The sequence below is a fragment of the Streptomyces sp. DSM 106670 genome (assembly GCF_055792845.1).
Window position 1 is genome coordinate 349,602 of the sequence record NZ_CM147704.1, and the last position, 16,519, is coordinate 366,120.

A 16,519-nucleotide genomic window follows, 5' to 3' on the forward strand; every position below is an offset into this window, starting at 1 on the left:
AGCTCCCTGATGGCCCTCAAGCCACGCTTCGTCGATATCCACGTCGTTCAGCCCGTTCCGTACGCGAACCTGAATCGGGACGACACCAACTCGGTCAAGACCATGCTCTACGGCGACGCCCTGCGGACCCGCATCTCCAGCCAGTCCTGGAAGCGGGCCATCCGCGAGCACTTCCAGGAAGCGCTCGGTGACAGCGCGCTGCGCACACGCCGCATCGGTGAGCGGGTCGCCGAAGTACTCCGCGACCGTGGGTGGGACGAGGCGCTTGCCGGACGTGCAGGTGCGCATGTTGCGGCGGGAAGCAGCATCAAGTGGGAGGTGGCCAAGGGGAAGGACAAGCAGCCCATCACGAACAAGGTTCTGACCAACGCGCTCATCTACCTCCCCGAAGACGCCGTCGAGGAACTGGCGGACATCGCCGAAGCCCACAAGGACGCGCTCACGACCGACTTCACCGGCAAGGGAAAGACGAAGCCCGAGAGCGCCCTGAAAGGGAAGATCGACAAGATCCTCCTCAAGAGGAACGGCGTCATCAACCTCTTCGGCCGCATGCTCGCCGAAGTCGACCGGGCCGGTGTCGACGGCGCCGTCCAGGTCGCGCACGCCTTCACCACCCACACCACCGAGGTCGAACTCGACTACTTCGCAGCCGTCGACGATGTCACCGCGACAAAGGGCGATGAAACAGGCAGCGGCCACATGGGCACCGCCGAGTTCAGCACCGGCACCCTGTACCGGTTCGCCACAGTCGACCTACAGGAACTCACCAAGAACCTGAGCGACGACAACGACATCGCCGTCGATGCCGCCCGCGAACTCGCCACCCAGTTCCTGCTCTCCTTCATCGAGTCGCTTCCGCAGGCCAAGAAGAACTCCACCGCCCCGCACTCGCTCCCCCACCTGGTCCACGTGGCGGTCCGCTCCGACCGGCCCCTGTCCTTCGCCGCAGCCTTCGAGGAGCCCGTACGGTCCGCCCAGCACGGCGGCTTCGTTGCGCGCTCCGTGGAAGGTATCGACGCCTACGCCAAGGCCGCGAACACCCTCCTCGGCCCCAGCCGCGTTCTCCACGCGGCGCACGCCTCCCTCCACTTCGACAAGCTGGAGCACCTCGGAGAGCGTCACGCGTCCTTCGAAGCCCTCGTCACCGCCACCGTCGACGTGGCGCTCGCCGAGGCCCCGCAGTGACCGAGCGACCCGCCCGCGGGCTGTTGCTGCGCGTGGCCGGCCCACTGCAGTCCTGGGGCACCCACAGCAAGTACCTCCTGCGTGACACCGCCAGATTCCCCACCCGGTCCGGCGTCGTGGGCATGCTGGCCGCAGGTCTCGGGCGGGAGCGAGGAGAACCCCTGAACGACCTCACAGCACTGTCGATGACCGTACGGGTCGACCGCCCCGGCGTAGTCCTGTCCGACTTCCACACCGTAGGCGGTGGGCTACCCGCCGACGAAAAGGTGATCACCGTTGACGGGAAACGCCGGGCCAAGGACAAGGGCACTCTGGTCTCCAAGCGTCAGTATCTGGCCGACGCGGCTTTCACCCTCGCACTCACCTCCGACGACGCCGAGCTGCTACACGTATGCGCCGATGCCCTCCGTGACCCGCACTGGCCCCTGTTCCTCGGCCGCCGGTCCTGCCCGCCGGAGGGCCCGATCCTGCTGGGAACCGTAGAAGATCCACTGCACCACCTCGTACGGCTGCCCCTGGCAACCAAGAGGCCGCGCCGCGGCCCACAGGCAACCGACTTCTACAGCGACAGACCGCTCGGGGCGCTCCCCGTTGACTCCGACGCCCCGGACAGGGGCGACGGCGATCACCACAGCGGCGAAGTCACCGACGAGCCGCTGTCGTTCGCACCGCTGGAGCGCCAGTACCGGCCCCGGCCGCTGTACCGGCGAGCCGTACACCTGCCGGAAGCCGCATACGAAGGCTTCGGCACTGGCTACTTGGAAAAGCTCCAAACCTATATCGACACCCATTTCGTTCAACCGGAGAGGAGCGCCCGGTGACTCTGTGGCTGACCCGCATCGTGCCCTCGCCCAGTTCTCGCGAAGCCCGAAGGGACCTCGCCGGCAGCGACCAAGGCATCCGGCTGCACCAACGCATGCTGCAGATGTTTCCCGACGGAGCCGAAGGGCCCGCCCGGGCCGCATTCGGAGTCTTGTTCCGCGCAGAGGAAAGCCCGCGTGGGCCGCAAATTCTGCTACAGAGCCACATAGAACCTGACTCCGCACGCCTGCCAGACGCTTACGGCAACGTCGAAACGCGATCACTCGACGCATTGTTGTCGAACCTGCACAAGGGGATGGTCGTCAACTACCGCTGCGTGGCCAGCCCCGTCCGGAAGCCAGGTGCCACCTCTCGACAAGCCTATAAGCTCCCGCCGGTCGTGGCCTTGAGCGGCAATGCCGCTATTGAATGGTGGGAACGCCAGTCCAACGCCGGCGGGCTGGAGCCATTGCACACCACCGCCCACCCGCTTGCCACTGTACGAGGCCAGCAGGGCCCCAAGGACCCTGCTGCAAAACAGAGAATTCAGCATGCCCGCACGCAATTCGATGGGACAGCGCGAGTACTCGACACCGAACTGCTTCGCGAAAAGATCACTACCGGCATCGGGCGCGGCAAGGCCTACGGATGCGGACTTCTCAGTATTGCTCCCGCTCGATGAGTTCACCAGAGTGCGATCGAAGCCGTGCCTGGCTCCTGGTCGCAGTGGGCCGCCCTTGCGCGGGAGTGAGAATAAGCCGCCCACCAGGGTAGTGTACGGAAGGTGGCGTTGCTGTCCGCGCACGAATTTATGTGAACCGCTCGGCGTGAGTTGTCTGAGCGACTATCTCCGATCAAATTCCGCTCGCACGGAAAGCAGCGGAATGACGTCGAGGATCGTAAAGCGAGGCCACGAAGAGAGCTCTCTACACGAACGGGCGTGAGCCGGTCGTCGCACCGTCAGCGAGGGATTCCACAGGGTACTGATCCGCAGGAGCGGAGGTGACCCGTCCGTCACCACCGCGATGTTCGCAGCTCTCCGCGAGAGCGGAGGTAAGCCGACCGAGGCGGCGCTGTTTGCGGCGTCGCTGCCGTGCTCTCCGCGCGAGCGGAGGTGAGCCGTCCTCGCCCAGGGGCAGTCCGCCGTGGCCGCAGCGCTCTCCGCGCAAGCGGAGGTGAGCCGACCACGGCCATGATGCTGTCCATACTCGACGCGTGCTCTCCGCGCGAGCGGAGGTGAGCCGGAGAAGCTGGTCACCGGGCAGTTCTCCCCGGGTTGCGGGCCGCCGTGCCGTACACAGCGGCCCAGGGGCGTTAGTTCGGCAGGTGGCACACGCCGTCGATCTCGCGGGGCGTCACGGTCTAGGTGAACAGGGGGACGTGAAATTGAGACCATCATCCAGATCGTCAATCCGTCGCTGCTCGACGACCTTCGCGAGCAGCAGAACACAGGGAGCCCTTCATGACCGACGCCTTGGTGGCCTTCCTCCGGGCGCGGCTCGACGAGAAGCTAGAGAAGGCACGTTTCGCTAGCAGCACGGTGGCTAGGGCCCCCGAGCGGTTCGGTGTAGATCCCGAGCAGGCCGCAGCGCATGCCCGGTTCTCCGTCGCCACCTGCGAGGTGCACCTCGCGCTCCTGGAGGACACCGTCATCCCGCACCTGGGAGCAGGTGGGGCAGCCGACCGGACTGCTGAGTACCAGCTGCGGCTCCTCGCCGCCCCCTACGTCGAGCACAAGGACTACCCGCACGACTAGCGCTCGACGGCAAGTCCCCTGCCAGAGTGGTGACCTCGGCTACAGGTCACCGTCGAAGCCGCCCCCTCCGCCGCTCCCCCCACGAGTTCCCGTGCTCTCCGCGCGAGCGGAGGTGAGCCGTAGCCCAGGCCCTCGCGCCGGGCGAACGCGGGGTGCTCTCCGCGCGAGCGGAGGTGAGCCGTGCGAACGGCACACCCCGGACGCGATCCGCGGGTGCTCTCCGCGCGAGCGGAGGTGAGTCGTTGGGGCGGTGGCCGTCGAATCCTCCGGCCCGGTGCTCTCCGCGCGGGCGGAGGTGAGCCGCCGACGCCGTGGCCCTTGCCCTGGCAGGTGCAGTGCTCTCCGCGCGAGCGGAGGTGAGCCGCCCGCCGCCGCAAGTAGCACCCCTAGAGCCTGTATCTGGTCGTGATCAATCTGTGGGAGCACCCACGTCTCGTGGCGCGATCTGGTAGATCGTGTGTATGGCCTGGAGGAAGGCCCGTCGGTCACAACACCGCCCTGTACAAGGAAGCGAGAGCCTCGTTCAAGATCCGGGCAACGTGCGGCAGTTCGTCCAGGTCGTGGTCCATCCAGGTTCCTCCTCCAGTCCTGTGCTAACCCTAGAAGACCCCAGGCCGGCCAGCACGCATTGCCCTGGTCGCGGCATCGGTCAACGCGTTGGCATAGCCGTCACCCCTCAGTGCATGAACATCGTTGACCGCGCGCTGTGGGCTCGGGCCTGGCTGCTGGCGGCCAATTCGCGACGACGCATGTGGGCGTCGGGTGCGCCCATCACCCAGCTCAGGGAGTGGTTCGCCCAACAGGAACGAGGAACTCGAACAGCTCCGCGCCGATGTCTCGGCCCTGATCCGGGTTGTCAATTAGCTCACCTTGGAGAAGCACCAACTCCGCACGGGGCTCGGGAAGCCACAACCCACAACAACGTGTCATCCACTTCGCGGGCCCGCGCCAGCCGTCCTGAAGTGCCTTCCGCCTGCGGCCAGCTGTACCGGCTGGCGACCCGGTCCAGCGGCACCATCCCGGCGTCGGCACGGTCACCGGCACCACGGCGTAGACACGTCCGCCGCCCAGCCCACCGGCGACCACGAGGAGACTGGCGACGACCGCTCCCCCGTTTGCACCCGCCGTTAGACCAGGAGACCGGCATGCCCGAGCAGCACATCCAGGCCGAAGGCATGTCGGTCGGAGACTTCGTAGCAAGCCCCCGCAGCGTCGCCGCGCAGGTGGCCGGCACCCGGCATCCGCAGAACTCTCGCTCATCAACCCCTCGGCGCAATCAAGTTGACCGGTGGCGTACGGAAGTGGGTGACCGTCGGCCCGTCCCCGAACTGCCCCAGCCCGCTCCGCGCGCCGTGTCCAGTGCGGGCCGGAAACGTCTGGAGATGTTGGCCAACCTGAAGACAGGGGCGTCGTGCTTCCGGTAGGTCTATGCAAGTGGACATCCGCGATGAGCCCGCTGCGGGCATTGAATCAACGGCGTGGGACGGCCAGACCCCCTCTACCACTCAGAAGGTGCGGGCCTTCCTCAGAAGGAACCGGGCAGCCATCTCTACCGGCGCGGCCTTGGCCGCAAGCATCGTGGTCGTGGCCGTCAACAATCGGCGAGACCTGGAGTTCCCTGTCCTGGACGCAGCGGACGACCCGTTCACCGTCACACCACCTTCTGTCCAGGAGGAGGGCAACGAGACGGCTGCTGCAAGGCACGCAAGGGCACACCGGATGAAGCTCCGCCCAGGCACGAGCGCCTCCCCGAGCGCGCGGGATGCGTACCGGGAAGCGACAAACGAAGAACTACCGCCCGGAGAGACCTACCGGCGAGCCTACTGACCCGGCCCCCCTGCACCATGGCGGCGTAGTGCAGCTCCACCATGAGGCACCTCGGGTCGTTGTCGTGTCGCGGAGCCTTTGCTCCTTGCCGCCCGGCTGCGCACTGCCACCAGGAGCAAGACACGGGACCATCCCCGCGGGCGCGGGGGAGCAGGCGACGAATCTCACGGCCTAAAGGTCGCACTGAGGACCATCCCCGCCAGCGCGGGGAGGAGCAGCATACGTCGGTGGTGTTGGTGGCGCATGCGTGGGGACCATCCCCGCGCGCGGGGATGCTCCGGCCACTGGATCAACGGGGAACTGTGTCCTGGCGGTCGCCGGTGAGGGCTTCGCTGCAGGTGAGCCGAATGGTCGTCGACGGTGGAGTGGACTAGGAGTAGCCGATCACCGGCGAGGCGGGCAGGCCCATGACCGGATCGATGCGGGCCGGTCCGAGCTTGCGGTCCCGACTCAGCGGCAGACCTGGCCCTCGACTTCGGCAGATGTGTCCGATGCGGAGTCCTGGCAGCCCAGCCGGAGCGGTCATGCAGGCTCTCGGCGAAGGCGGCTGGGCGATCAGCCGGACGAACTAGGCACCCCGTCACCCTCAGCTACACCACCTGGACCGGTTTCCGGCATCCGGCATCCGGCATCCGGCATCCGGCATCCGGGACGACAGACAGCCATCATCACCTGACCGTCAATCAGGAAAGTCAGCAGATGGTCAGCATCGATCCGATTGAACCCTGACACACAAGTTCGAACACGAGACTCGATAGACCGCCTCTCAAATCCACTAGTCCCCCGAGCCCCGAGCACAAGACAGGTGCGAATAGGGCAGTCGGCGTAGCGGCCGCCCGTGGAAGCGCGGCCAGCCCGTCTTCAGGTTTCCGCAGCTCAGCGCGCTCATCCGCGTGGCTTCGGCGGGGTCGTGGGCAGTTCCGGGGCGGGCAGGCGAGCGCCGCCGTAGCCCTGCACCTCACCGAACCGCAAGCCCTCCTGCCAGTCCTTTCGCGCCTGTACGATCTCCTCACCGGATCGGGCGAAATTCCACCACAACCTGGCCGCTCCACGTCGACCCCAACACTGGTTGCTCCATCACAGGGCACCCGAGCAAGCACCAAGATCCGGACCATTTCCAGACCATCTCGCTCGCGGAACGCATCAGCGCCAGCATCTCCGCAGGCCAGCCCTTCGGAAATCTTGTACCAGCAGCAGACGAAGAACCTGCGGTTCCACCTAAGCGTTGAAGTCATCGGGTGGCTCCCCAGAGGTCATGTAAGTCCGGGGGCCTTGGCGATCCCGTCGGCTTCAGGTACCAATACGTGCGGCACGCCTCTTGATGGACTTGCGGTCCACCTATTCCGCGACGCCAGTGATGGGGTTTCCCTTACAAGGGCGTTCGAGGCGAAGTAATACCGAAAGCCATACATCCGGTGCACCTTCTGTCGGCGCGCCGCATCAAGTTACGCAGGATCCGCCCGTTCCGTCGCCACGATGTTGCCGCAGGGATGGCTCCACCTCGCTCGTGTGAGATTTCCACATGCTCGTGTGACATTTCCACATCAAGGATGTCCGTCATATCCGGGAGCACACCGCCCCCGCAAAAGCTTCTCTGCACCGCGCCCAGCCCTCACCTCTCGGCAGGCTCGGACTCAGATGCCCACGCGCACCCCCACCATCCGGATCCGGAACGGCCACCTCAAGCTCCGACGCTTTGCCCCTGGACCTTCGCAGGCTGCCTTTGCGGTGGCATCGCACATGCCACGTTGGCATCATCACGTTGGAGCGCCCAGAAGCCATCCCTCAAGATCAAAAGCGCCGCGCCGATAAACTGACGACGAGTCAGCGAACTCAGCAAGCAGTCAGCATCAGTACCGCCACAAGCCGCAGCAAGCCGCCACGGACCGCCAAGATCCACAACTGGCCATACCTCTGCTGACCTGGAGAAACGCAGGTCACGAAGCCCTCTGCTACGCTCACCAGGAGATCGGCATGAAGATGCTCATCAACGTTCCCGAGACCGTCGTCGCCGATGCGCTGAGGGGGATCGCGGCCGCGCACCCCGAGCTGACCGTCGATGTGGAGAACCGGGTCGTCGCCCGGAGGGACGCGCCCGTTGCGGGGAAGGTGGGGCTCGTCTCCGGGGGCGGTTCCGGGCATGAGCCGCTGCATGCCGGGTTCGTCGGGCCCGGGATGCTGTCGGCCGCCTGTCCCGGTGAGGTGTTCACCTCGCCCGTGCCGGACCAGATGGTGCGGGCCGCGGCGGCCGTCGACAGTGGGGCGGGGGTGCTGTTCGTCGTCAAGAACTACACCGGTGACGTGCTTAACTTCGAGATGGCCGCCGAGCTGGCCGAGGACGAGGGGGTCCAGGTCGCCCAGGTGGTGGTGGACGACGACGTGGCCGTGAGCGACAGTACGTTCACCGCCGGGCGGCGCGGCACGGGAGCGACGCTGTTCGTCGAGAAGATCGCCGGAGCACTGGCGGACGAGGGCGCTCCGCTGGAGCGGGTGGCCGCCGTCGCGCGGCAGGTGAACGGGGCCTCGCGCAGCTTCGGGGTGGCGCTCGGCGCGGTCACCACGCCGGCCAAGGGCAGCCCCACCTTCGATCTGCCCTCCGGGGAGCTGGAGTTGGGCATCGGGATCCACGGGGAGCCGGGGCGTGAGCGGCGGCCGATGATGACGTCCGGGGAGATCGCCGACTTCGCCGTGAACGCCGTCCTGGAGGACCTGCGGCCCACCGGTCCGGTGCTGGCGCTGGTGAACGGCATGGGGGCGACACCGCTGCTGGAGCTGTACGGGTTCAATGCCGAGGTCCACCGGGTCCTGTCCGAGCGGGGCGTTCCGGTGGCTCGTACGCTCGTGGGGAACTATGTGACGTCGCTCGACATGGCAGGCTGCTCGGTGACGCTGTGCCAGGTCGACGAGGAGCTGCTGCGGCTGTGGGACGCCCCGGTGCGGACGGCCGCGCTCCGCTGGGGCTGCTGAGCCGCCGGCCGGATCCCGTGACCGCGTGCGCGACCCCGGCGCGGGGCCGGCCGGCCGTACTGCCCGCACTGTCCGTGCCACCGGGACGATCCGTTCCGGCGGGACCGAGGAACAGGAGATCATGTGCTCGACACCGACTTCTTCCGCCGCTGGATGACCGCTGCAGCGGCGTCCGTGGAGCGTGAGGCGAACCATCTGACGGAGCTGGACTCGGCGATCGGGGACGCCGATCACGGCAGCAATCTTCAGCGCGGCTTCACGGCGGTGACGGCGGTGCTGGAGAAGGACGCGCCCGCCACCCCCGGCGCGGTGCTCGCCCTGGCCGGACGCCAGCTCATCTCCACCGTCGGCGGGGCGTCCGGACCGCTGTACGGGACGCTGCTGCGCCGTACGGGCAAGGCGCTCGGCGACGCCGACGAGGTGACGCGGGAGCAGTTGGCGCAGGCGTTCGCGGCGGGGGTCGCCGCGGTGGGGCAGCTGGGCGGCGCCCAGGCCGGGGACAAGACGATGCTCGACGCGCTGCTGCCCGCGGCGGAGGCCCTCGCCACCTCGTTCGAAGGGGCGGCGAACGCGGCCCGGGCGGGTGCGGAGGCGACGGTGCCGTTGCAGGCGCGCAAGGGCCGGGCCAGCTATCTCGGCGAGCGCAGCATCGGGCATCAGGACCCGGGAGCGACCTCGTCGGCGCTGCTGGTCGAGGCCCTCGCGGCGACGGCGGCGGACGGAGCGGGCGCATGAGCGGCGAGGCGCAGGTGGGCATCGTGCTGGTCTCCCACAGCGGCCCGGTCGCCGAGTCGGTCGCGGAGCTGGCCCGGGGGCTCGCCGCCGGAGGGGTGACCGCGCCGGTCGCCCCGGCCGGTGGGCTGCCGAACGGCGCACTGGGGACGAGCGCGGAGCTGATCGGCCGGGCCGCCGCCTCGGTGGACCGGGGTGCGGGCGTGGCGGTCCTGGTGGATCTGGGCAGCGCGGTCCTCACGGTGAAGGCCATGCTCGCCGAGGGCGACGAGCTGCCCGAGAACACGCGGCTCGTGGACGCGCCGTTCGTGGAGGGCGCGGTGGCCGCCGTGGTGACCGCCTCGGCGGGCGGCGACCTCGCGGCGGTGGAGGCGGCGGCCTCGGAGGCGTACGGCTACCGCAAGACGTGACACCTCACCTGGCGCCCCGCACTCCGCCGCAGCAGACTTGACGACATGTCGACCGGCAGGCGCAGTGCGGGGCTTCTTCTCTTCCGGGTCACGGACGCCGGGGGCGAGCGGGATGTCGAGGTGCTGATCGGGCACATGGGCGGGCCGTTCTGGGCGGGGCGGGAGGCGGCCGCCTGGTCGGTGCCGAAGGGCGAGTACGAGTCGGAGGAAGGCGCCGAGGCTGCTGCCCGCCGCGAGTTCACGGAGGAGCTCGGGGTGCCCGTCCCGCCGGGTGAGTGGATCGCGCTCGGCGATGCCCGGCAGCGCGGCGGCAAGACGGTGACCGTGTGGGCCCTGGAGGCGGAGCTGGACGTGGCGTCCGTCGTGCCGGGGACGTTCACGATGGAGTGGCCGCGCGGGTCCGGCGTGCAGCAGGAGTTCCCGGAGATGGACCGGTTCGCCTGGTGCACGCCGGAGCAGGCCGTCGAGCGGCTGGTCGCCGGTCAGCGGGTGTTCGTCGACCGGCTGCGCGCTCAGCTGCGCGGGACGGCCGCCTCCCCCGACGCGTAGGCCGGGGCCGGGGGCGGAACCGTGCCCACCTGGCGGCCGGCCCGCAGTTCCAGCACGTCACCGGTGAAGCGGGACCGGAAGCTGCGGTCGTGCGAGACGACGACGACCGCGCCCCGGTACTGGTCGAGGGCCTGCTCCAGCTCCTCGACCAGGCTCAGCGCGATGTGGTTCGTCGGCTCGTCCAGCACCAGCAGATCGGCCGGCCGGGTCACCAGCCGGGCCAGGGCGAGCCTGCGCTGCTGGCCCACGGAGAGGGAGGCGACGGGCACGTCGAGGTCCTCGGGGCGGAACAGTCCGAGAGCCAGGAGCTCGTCGGCGTACTCGTCGGGGAAGCCGGGGCGGCCGGCCGCGAAGGTGGCGAGCAGGGTGCGCCGGGTCGGCCGGGCGGGCAGTTCCTGCGGGAGGTAGCCGATGCGGGCGTGCCGGGTGACCGTGCCGGTGTCGGGGGCCAGGTCGCCCGCGAGGACCCGCAGCAGGGTGGTCTTCCCGGCCCCGTTCTCGCCGGTCACCAGGAGGCGGGCTCCCGGGGCCACGCGCAGGGAGGGGAGGCGGAGGCGGTCCCCCACGGAGACGTCGGCCAGCTCCACGAGGGGCCTCGTGCAGTCCGGCCGGCCGGTGGCGTCGGCGGTCCCGGCGGTCCCTGTGGCCCCGGCGGTCCCCGTGGTCCCGGCGCTCTCCGCTCCGCTGGCCTCCGTGGTGACGGTCGGGCGGCCGGTGAAGGCGAGTGGGCGGGGCGGGGGTGGCACGGGGGACCTGCGCAGGGCGTCCAGCCGGGTCCGGGCGGACCTGACCTGGCCCGACAGTTTGGCCTCGTGCGAGCGGCGGTGCTTGCCGAAGCCCTGCTTCGGGTCGCCTCCGGTGGCCGCGAGCCGCGCTCCGGCCGCCTCGACCAGTTCCTCGGTGCGGGCCAGCTCCGCCACGTACTCCTCGTGCTCCTGGGCCCAGCGGCGGCGGGCGGCGGCCTTGGCGGTGCGGTAGCCGTCCCAGCCGTCGCCGTACCGGGTGACTGAGCGCAGATCGCGGTCGACCTCCAGGATCACCGAGGTGACGCGCTCCAGGAACGCCCGGTCGTGGGTGATCGCCACGACGGTGCCCCGGTGGGCGCGCAGGTGGTCCTCCAGCCAGCCGACGGCACGGGCGTCGAGGTGGTTGGTCGGCTCGTCGAGCAGCAGCAGTTCGGGGGCGGCGGCCAGGACGCAGGCGAGGGCGAGCCGGGACTGCTCGCCGCCGGAGAGTGTGGCGAGGGCCCGGTCGCGGGTGAGGTGGGCGAGACCGAGGCCGTGCAGAGCCGCTTCGGTACGGGCGTCCGCCCGGTAGCCGTCGCGGTCCTCGTAAGCGGTGAGGAGGTCTCCGTACGCGGCGAGTTCCGCGTCGGTGGGCTCCGGGTCGCCGGGCTTCCGCCCGGAGAGGCCGGCCTCCGCCTCGCGGATGCGGTGTTCGAGGTCGCGCAGTTCGGCGAGGGCCGCGTCGACGGCGTCCTGCACGGTGTCGGACGGGTCGAGGTCGAGGGTCTGGGCGAGGTAGCCGGTGGAGCCGGGGAACCGGACGGTGATCTCTCCGGTGTCCGGCTGTTCCGCTCCGGCCAGCAGCCGGAGCAGGGTGGACTTTCCGGAGCCGTTCTCGCCGATGACGGCGGTCTTCTCACCGGGCCGGACGGTGAGGGTCACCTGGTCGAGTACGGAGCGGTCCCCGTACGCCTTGGAGACGTCTTTCATGGCCAGTTGAGCGCGGTCGCGCTGGGGGTGCATGGGTGCCTTTTCCCTGGGTGACGGCCCGCGGCCGGGCGCACGGAGGCGCGGCACGGCGGGGCGTGGATGCCGGACGGCGGAAGGGACGGCGGCGGGCGCGCGGGGTGACGTCGACGTCACCGGGGCGTCTCAGCGGGACGCGTGGTGCGGCGCGCGGCGGCCGTCCGGGCCGGGAATCAGCGGAAGAAGTAGAAGCGGTACGAACCCATGCGGGCCAGTCTAACGAGGGCGGGCCGCCCACGCCGGGAATTTCCGGCCGCCCCCGGCACACCGGGCGTGTGCCAGGAGGGGCCGGGAGGGGCCGGAAGGTGCGGAAGGTGCCGGAAGGGGTCAGGCGCCGGGGAGGATGACGGCCCGGCCGTTGATCCTGCCGTCGTGGAGGCGTTCGTAGGCGAGCGGGGCCTCGTCGATGGAGTACGTCTCCACATGGACGTCCACCGCCCCGGCGTGGGCCAGGTCGAGGACCTCGGCGAGTTCCTTGCGCGAGCCCCAGTAGGGGGCGCTGACGTTGGTGCCGTACGGAAGTGTCCCGAAGCCGACCGGGAGCGCGCCGCCGCCGATGCCGACGATGGTGACGTCGCCGTCCACGCGGGCGACGGCCCCGGCGGTCACCACGGTGGGCGGCGCTCCGACGAAGTCGAGCACCACGTGCGCGCCGAGTCCGCCGGTCAGTTCCATGACACGGGCGGCCGCCTTCTCGTCGGAGAGAACGGCTTCGTGCGCGCCGACGGTCCTGGCCAGGGCGAGCTTGTCCTCGGTGACGTCCAGGGCGATCACCCGGGCGGCCGTCATGGCGCGCAGCAGCTGGATCGCGACATGACCGAGACCGCCGGTGCCGATGACGACCGCGGTGGAACCGGGCACCAGCTTCGCCCGCGAGCGGACGATCGCGTGGTACGGGGTGAGTCCGGCGTCGGTGAGGGGCACGGTCTTCACCGGGTCGAGGTCGCCGATCGGGATCAGATGACGGGGGTCGTCGACGATCATGTACTCGGCCATCGCGCCGGGTGCGCCGAGTCCGGGCGGCATGATGCCGAGCTCCTTGGCGCGCAGGCAGTAGTTCTCCTTGCCCTCGGCGCAGTTCACACAGGTGCCGCAGCCCCACGGCCCGTACACCGCGACGGAGTCGCCGACCGCGAAGCCGTCGACGCCGTCACCGAGGGCGGCGACCGTGCCGACGCCCTCGTGGCCCAGGGTGAGGGGCAGCGGGAAGGGGATCTGGTCGGCGGGCCAGCTCATCACGGCGATGTCGGAGTGGCAGACGCCGGCGGCGGTGACCTTCAGCAGGACCTGGCCGGGGCCGGGCTCGGGGTCCGGGACGGTGACCACCTCGGGGGCGGATCCGACGGCTCGGTACTGAACGGCTTTCATGGGGTCTCCTCGCCTCTTCCTTCTTGCTTCTCTTCGTTCTTTTCGTTCTCTTCTTCGCCCCGTGCCCCCGTGCCCCGTGTTCTCTTCGTTCTCTTTGTCGCCCCGGTGTCCCCCGTCCGCCACTCGGGGCCCTCGGTCACGGGGCGGAGTAGCCGCCGTCCACCAGGTGGTAGCTGCCGTGGATGAAGGAGGCCTTGTCGGAGAGCAGGAAGGCGGCGAGTTCGGCGACCTCCTCGGCGGTGCCGAGGCGTCCGGCCGGGTGGAGGGAGATCAGGTGCTCGCGGGCCGCCGGGTCGGTGTTCCGCAGGAGCGGGGTGTCGATGAAGCCGGGACCGACCGCGTTGACCCGGACGTTCTGTCCGGCGTATTCGAGCGCGGCGGTCTTGGTGAGGCCGACGACGCCGTGCTTGGCCGCGACGTAGGCGGGCGACCCCGCGAAGCCGTTGGTGCCGAGGATGGAGGACATGTTGACGATCGCGCCGCCGCCCGCCGCGACGATGGCGGGCAGTTCGTAGCGCATCGAGTGGAAGACGCCGCTGAGGTTGGTGGCGACGACGCGGTTCCAGTCCTCGACCGGGTACGCGCCGGTGGGGCTGCTGGGGCCGGCGATGCCGGCGTTGTTCACGGCCAGGTGGAGGGCGCCGAAGGTGTCCACCGCGAACCGCACGCCCGCTTCGACGGAGGCCGGGTCGGTGACGTCCATCGCGACGGCGGCGGCCCTGGCTCCGGTGCTCTCCAGCTCGGCCGCGGCCTTGCGCGCGTTCTCCTCGTCGTAGTCGGCGACGACGACCGCCGCGCCGCCTGCGGCGAGCCGCCGGGCCAGGGCGAGGCCGATGCCGGAGGCGCCGCCGGTGACGAGGGCGGTGCGGCCCGCGAACTCGTCCGAGACCGGGGCCGGGGCCGGGGCGGAGCTGTGGTCGGTGGAGGTGCTCATGAGGTTGCCTCTGTTTCTGCTGCTGTTTCTGGTGCTGCTTCTTCAGCCGCTACTGCTTCTGCTGCTGTGGTGCGGTGGTGTTCCGGAGCGGTGCGCGGTACGCCGAGCAGATCGGCGGAGAGCGCGTCGAAGGCCTCGGTGACCAGGTCGGGCAGGGCGTCCGGGCGGCCTCCGCGCACCCAGGCGGCCTGGGCGGCGAGCAGGGCGCCCGCGCCCGCGGCGACGGTCACGGCGGGCCGGATGTCCTGCCGCGGATCGACGCCGAGCCGGTCCGCGACGATGGCCACCGAGTCCTCCTGGGCGTCCACCCGGATGTGGTGGAAGACGGCGTAGAGCGTCGGCTCCTCCTCGGCGACGACCAGCAGGTCGAAGATCCGGGGGCGGCGGTGCCAGGGCTCCGCGCCGGGGTCGGCGAGCCAGTCGAGGACGGCCCGCCGGTAGGCGAGGAGCGGGGGTTCCGGGGCCGGACGGGCGCGCAGGGACGCGTTGATGCGGTCGCCGTCGCCCCGCAGGGAGTCGAGGGCGGCGGCCTCCTTGCTCGTGAAGTACCGGCTGAACGTACGGCGGTCGACGTCCGCGGCTTCCGCGATCTCCTCGACCGTCACGTTCCGCAGCCCCCGGTCGAGCACCAGCTCGAACGCGGCCTGCGCCAGGGTGTCGCGGGTGCGGCGCGCCTTGCGGCTGCGCCGTTCCGGGATCTTCCGTTCCGGGGTCATACATGCACCGTACACCTGAAAATGTCCCCACGCGACAAACGTCTCGTGGGGACATCTCGTGGGGGCATCAGGAGGGTTCGGTGGGTCAGACCGCCGCTACGCGCAGGGCGTCCTCGCCGGTGGTCTCGGACCGTCCGCCGCCGTCGACGGGGGCGTGGCTCAGGGCGAGCGCGGCGACGTCGTCGCGCCGGACGCCGCCGGAGAAGTCCTCCAGGTCGACGTGGAGCGCGTCGAGCAGTTCGCTCGGACCGCGTCCGGCCCAGGCGCCGACCCGCTCGTCCAGCGGGTAGAAGGCGCCGGCGGTGTCGCGGGCCTCGGTCACCCCGTCGGTGACGACGAGGAGTGTCGCGCCCGGCGGGAAGTCGAAGGACTCGGTCGCCCGGGCCTCCCGGCTGAGTCCGGCGAGGCCGAGCGGAACGTACGTCCGGTGGAGGGTGACGGCCGAGGCCCGTCCGTCGTGCAGCAGCCGGGGCGGCAGGTGACCGCAGTTCACGGCCTCCACCCGGCCGCTCCCGTCGAACCCGAGCACCAGCGCGGTCACGAAGCGTTCGGCCTCACCGGTCTGGGCGGAGAACACGTTGTGCCGGACGACGGCGTCCTCCAGCGCCTCCACCACCCCGGTGAGCGTGGGTTCGCGGATGGCCGCCTCGCGGAACGCGGCGATGGCCGCGAATCCGGCGCCGATGGCCGCGAGGCCCTTACCCTGGACGTCACCGATGATCACGCGGGTCCCGTAGGGCGACTCGACGACCTCGTAGATGTCGCCGCCGACGAAGCGGTCCTCCTCGATCGGCTCGTAGAGGCCGTGCGCGAGGACGTGACCGGTCACCACGGGCAGCGGCCGCAGGATCTGGCGTTGCAGGGTGACGGCGGCCGAGCGCAGCCGTGCCATCTCCGTGGCGTGCCGGATGCGCGCCGCGCAGGCGGCGACCCCGAGGGCGCAGGCCAGTACGGCGAAGCCGATGCCGAAGACGAAGTCCCAGAAGGTGCCGTCCGCGCCGGCCCGGAAGCCGACCACGACCGCGGTGATCCACACCGCGACCCAGATGGTCTGGCGGAGGCTGCAGTAGACGGAGGCCAGCGCGGGGACGACCACCAGCAGCGGCACGACCCGCAGGTCGTTGCCCGTTCTGATGTCGAGGAACACGACCAGCACCGTCAGCAGCGTGAGACCGCCGACCAGCGTCCAGTTGCCGATCCGGCTCCGGGAGACCGACGCGGTGCCCGCGTCCGGGCCGGGTGCGGCACCGCTCCGGTGCCGCACCCCTCTCTGCCTCCGTGCCTGCTTCGACGCCCGCTTCTGTGCCATGTCCAGCAACCTCATGGGCACGGCCTGTCCTCCCGCTGGTGTCTCGGCGCCGCCCGCAGTTTCGGCCGGTCCCTTCCAGTTGACCGGGGCGCGGGCGTTCGCACAGGAGGGCTTAGGGCCCTGAGCGGGTGCCGAAGGTCCCGTTCGGGACTTCCGGCCCGGGACCTCCGGCCTCCCGCCGGGATGCCGCAGGTCCCGTCGTACGGGTACCGGC

At 70.2% G+C, this 16,519-nt stretch carries 13 protein-coding genes, 2 pseudogenes and 1 CRISPR repeat array; of the genes and pseudogenes, 8 read left to right on the forward strand and 7 right to left on the reverse strand.

Going from position 1 to position 16,519, the window contains the following annotated elements; genetic code table 11:
- Positions 1 to 9: 9 nt before the first annotated feature.
- From cas7e to ACSMXR_RS01470, 4 genes are all read left to right on the forward strand, one after another.
- Positions 10 to 1,185 carry a type I-E CRISPR-associated protein Cas7/Cse4/CasC gene (gene cas7e / locus ACSMXR_RS01455; RefSeq protein ID WP_473171023.1) on the forward strand — a complete coding sequence of 392 codons (1,176 nt, stop codon included), beginning with the start codon at positions 10 to 12 and terminating at the stop codon, positions 1,183 to 1,185.
- Entirely contained in the window at positions 1,182 to 2,006 is an 825-nt protein-coding gene (gene cas5e / locus ACSMXR_RS01460; protein ID WP_473171024.1) for a type I-E CRISPR-associated protein Cas5/CasD, read from the forward strand. The genes cas7e and cas5e overlap by 4 nt, the downstream gene beginning before the upstream one ends.
- Entirely contained in the window at positions 2,003 to 2,668 is a 666-nt protein-coding gene (cas6e, locus tag ACSMXR_RS01465) for a type I-E CRISPR-associated protein Cas6/Cse3/CasE (RefSeq protein WP_473171025.1), read from the forward strand. Before cas5e ends, cas6e begins: the two co-directional genes overlap by 4 nt.
- 780 nt (positions 2,669 to 3,448) lie before the next feature.
- Positions 3,449 to 3,742, forward strand: coding sequence for a DUF6221 family protein (locus tag ACSMXR_RS01470; protein ID WP_473171026.1), 294 nt, complete (start codon positions 3,449 to 3,451; stop codon positions 3,740 to 3,742).
- Positions 3,743 to 3,833: 91 nt separating this feature from the next.
- Positions 3,834 to 4,107: direct repeats of the CRISPR family, unit length 30 nt; unit sequence GTGCTCTCCGCGCGAGCGGAGGTGAGCCGT.
- Between the two features lie 1,847 nt (positions 4,108 to 5,954).
- On the opposite strand, the pseudogene ACSMXR_RS01475 reads toward ACSMXR_RS01470, so the two are convergent.
- Positions 5,955 to 6,099: pseudogene (locus ACSMXR_RS01475) on the reverse strand (IS481 family transposase); the annotation flags it as partial.
- Between the two features lie 355 nt (positions 6,100 to 6,454).
- A pseudogene (locus ACSMXR_RS01480) lies at positions 6,455 to 6,607 on the reverse strand (pirin family protein); the annotation flags it as partial.
- Between the two features lie 936 nt (positions 6,608 to 7,543).
- Between ACSMXR_RS01480 and dhaK the strand changes: the two are divergent.
- The 4 genes from dhaK (at position 7,544) to ACSMXR_RS01500 (ending at position 10,227) form a co-directional block, all read left to right on the forward strand.
- Positions 7,544 to 8,536, forward strand: a complete 993-nt coding sequence (dhaK, locus tag ACSMXR_RS01485; RefSeq protein ID WP_103510353.1) for a dihydroxyacetone kinase subunit DhaK — start codon at positions 7,544 to 7,546, stop codon at positions 8,534 to 8,536.
- Positions 8,537 to 8,659: 123 nt separating this feature from the next.
- The gene (dhaL, locus tag ACSMXR_RS01490; RefSeq protein ID WP_137230941.1) at positions 8,660 to 9,271 is read left to right on the forward strand and encodes a dihydroxyacetone kinase subunit DhaL; all 612 of its coding nucleotides are present in this window, start codon (positions 8,660 to 8,662) and stop codon (positions 9,269 to 9,271) included.
- Complete coding sequence (locus tag ACSMXR_RS01495; RefSeq protein WP_103510355.1) at positions 9,268 to 9,678, forward strand: PTS-dependent dihydroxyacetone kinase phosphotransferase subunit DhaM; 411 nt, start codon at positions 9,268 to 9,270, stop codon at positions 9,676 to 9,678. Before dhaL ends, ACSMXR_RS01495 begins: the two co-directional genes overlap by 4 nt.
- 45 nt (positions 9,679 to 9,723) lie before the next feature.
- Positions 9,724 to 10,227 (forward strand): NUDIX hydrolase, encoded by a 504-nt coding sequence (locus ACSMXR_RS01500; protein WP_473171027.1) that lies wholly within the window; start codon positions 9,724 to 9,726, stop codon positions 10,225 to 10,227.
- Here the strand turns inward: ACSMXR_RS01500 and ACSMXR_RS01505 are convergent.
- The 5 genes from ACSMXR_RS01505 to ACSMXR_RS01525 all read right to left on the reverse strand — a co-directional run bounded on the left by ACSMXR_RS01505 (position 10,191) and on the right by ACSMXR_RS01525 (position 16,305).
- On the reverse strand, positions 10,191 to 11,975 hold the full coding sequence (locus ACSMXR_RS01505) for an ABC-F family ATP-binding cassette domain-containing protein (RefSeq protein WP_473171028.1): 1,785 nt from the start codon (positions 11,973 to 11,975) through the stop codon (positions 10,191 to 10,193). The two genes, ACSMXR_RS01500 and ACSMXR_RS01505, sit on opposite strands and share 37 nt — an antisense overlap.
- A gap of 330 nt (positions 11,976 to 12,305) precedes the next feature.
- Entirely contained in the window at positions 12,306 to 13,346 is a 1,041-nt protein-coding gene (locus ACSMXR_RS01510) for an NAD(P)-dependent alcohol dehydrogenase (protein WP_218527117.1), read from the reverse strand.
- 136 nt (positions 13,347 to 13,482) lie between these two features.
- On the reverse strand, positions 13,483 to 14,280 hold the full coding sequence (locus ACSMXR_RS01515; RefSeq protein ID WP_473171029.1) for an SDR family NAD(P)-dependent oxidoreductase: 798 nt from the start codon (positions 14,278 to 14,280) through the stop codon (positions 13,483 to 13,485).
- A complete protein-coding gene (locus ACSMXR_RS01520) occupies positions 14,277 to 14,996 on the reverse strand; it encodes a TetR family transcriptional regulator (protein WP_473171030.1) in 720 nt (239 codons plus the stop codon). Before ACSMXR_RS01520 ends, ACSMXR_RS01515 begins: the two co-directional genes overlap by 4 nt.
- A gap of 85 nt (positions 14,997 to 15,081) precedes the next feature.
- Entirely contained in the window at positions 15,082 to 16,305 is a 1,224-nt protein-coding gene (locus ACSMXR_RS01525; protein WP_364890999.1) for a PP2C family protein-serine/threonine phosphatase, read from the reverse strand.
- Positions 16,306 to 16,519: the final 214 nt, after the last annotated feature.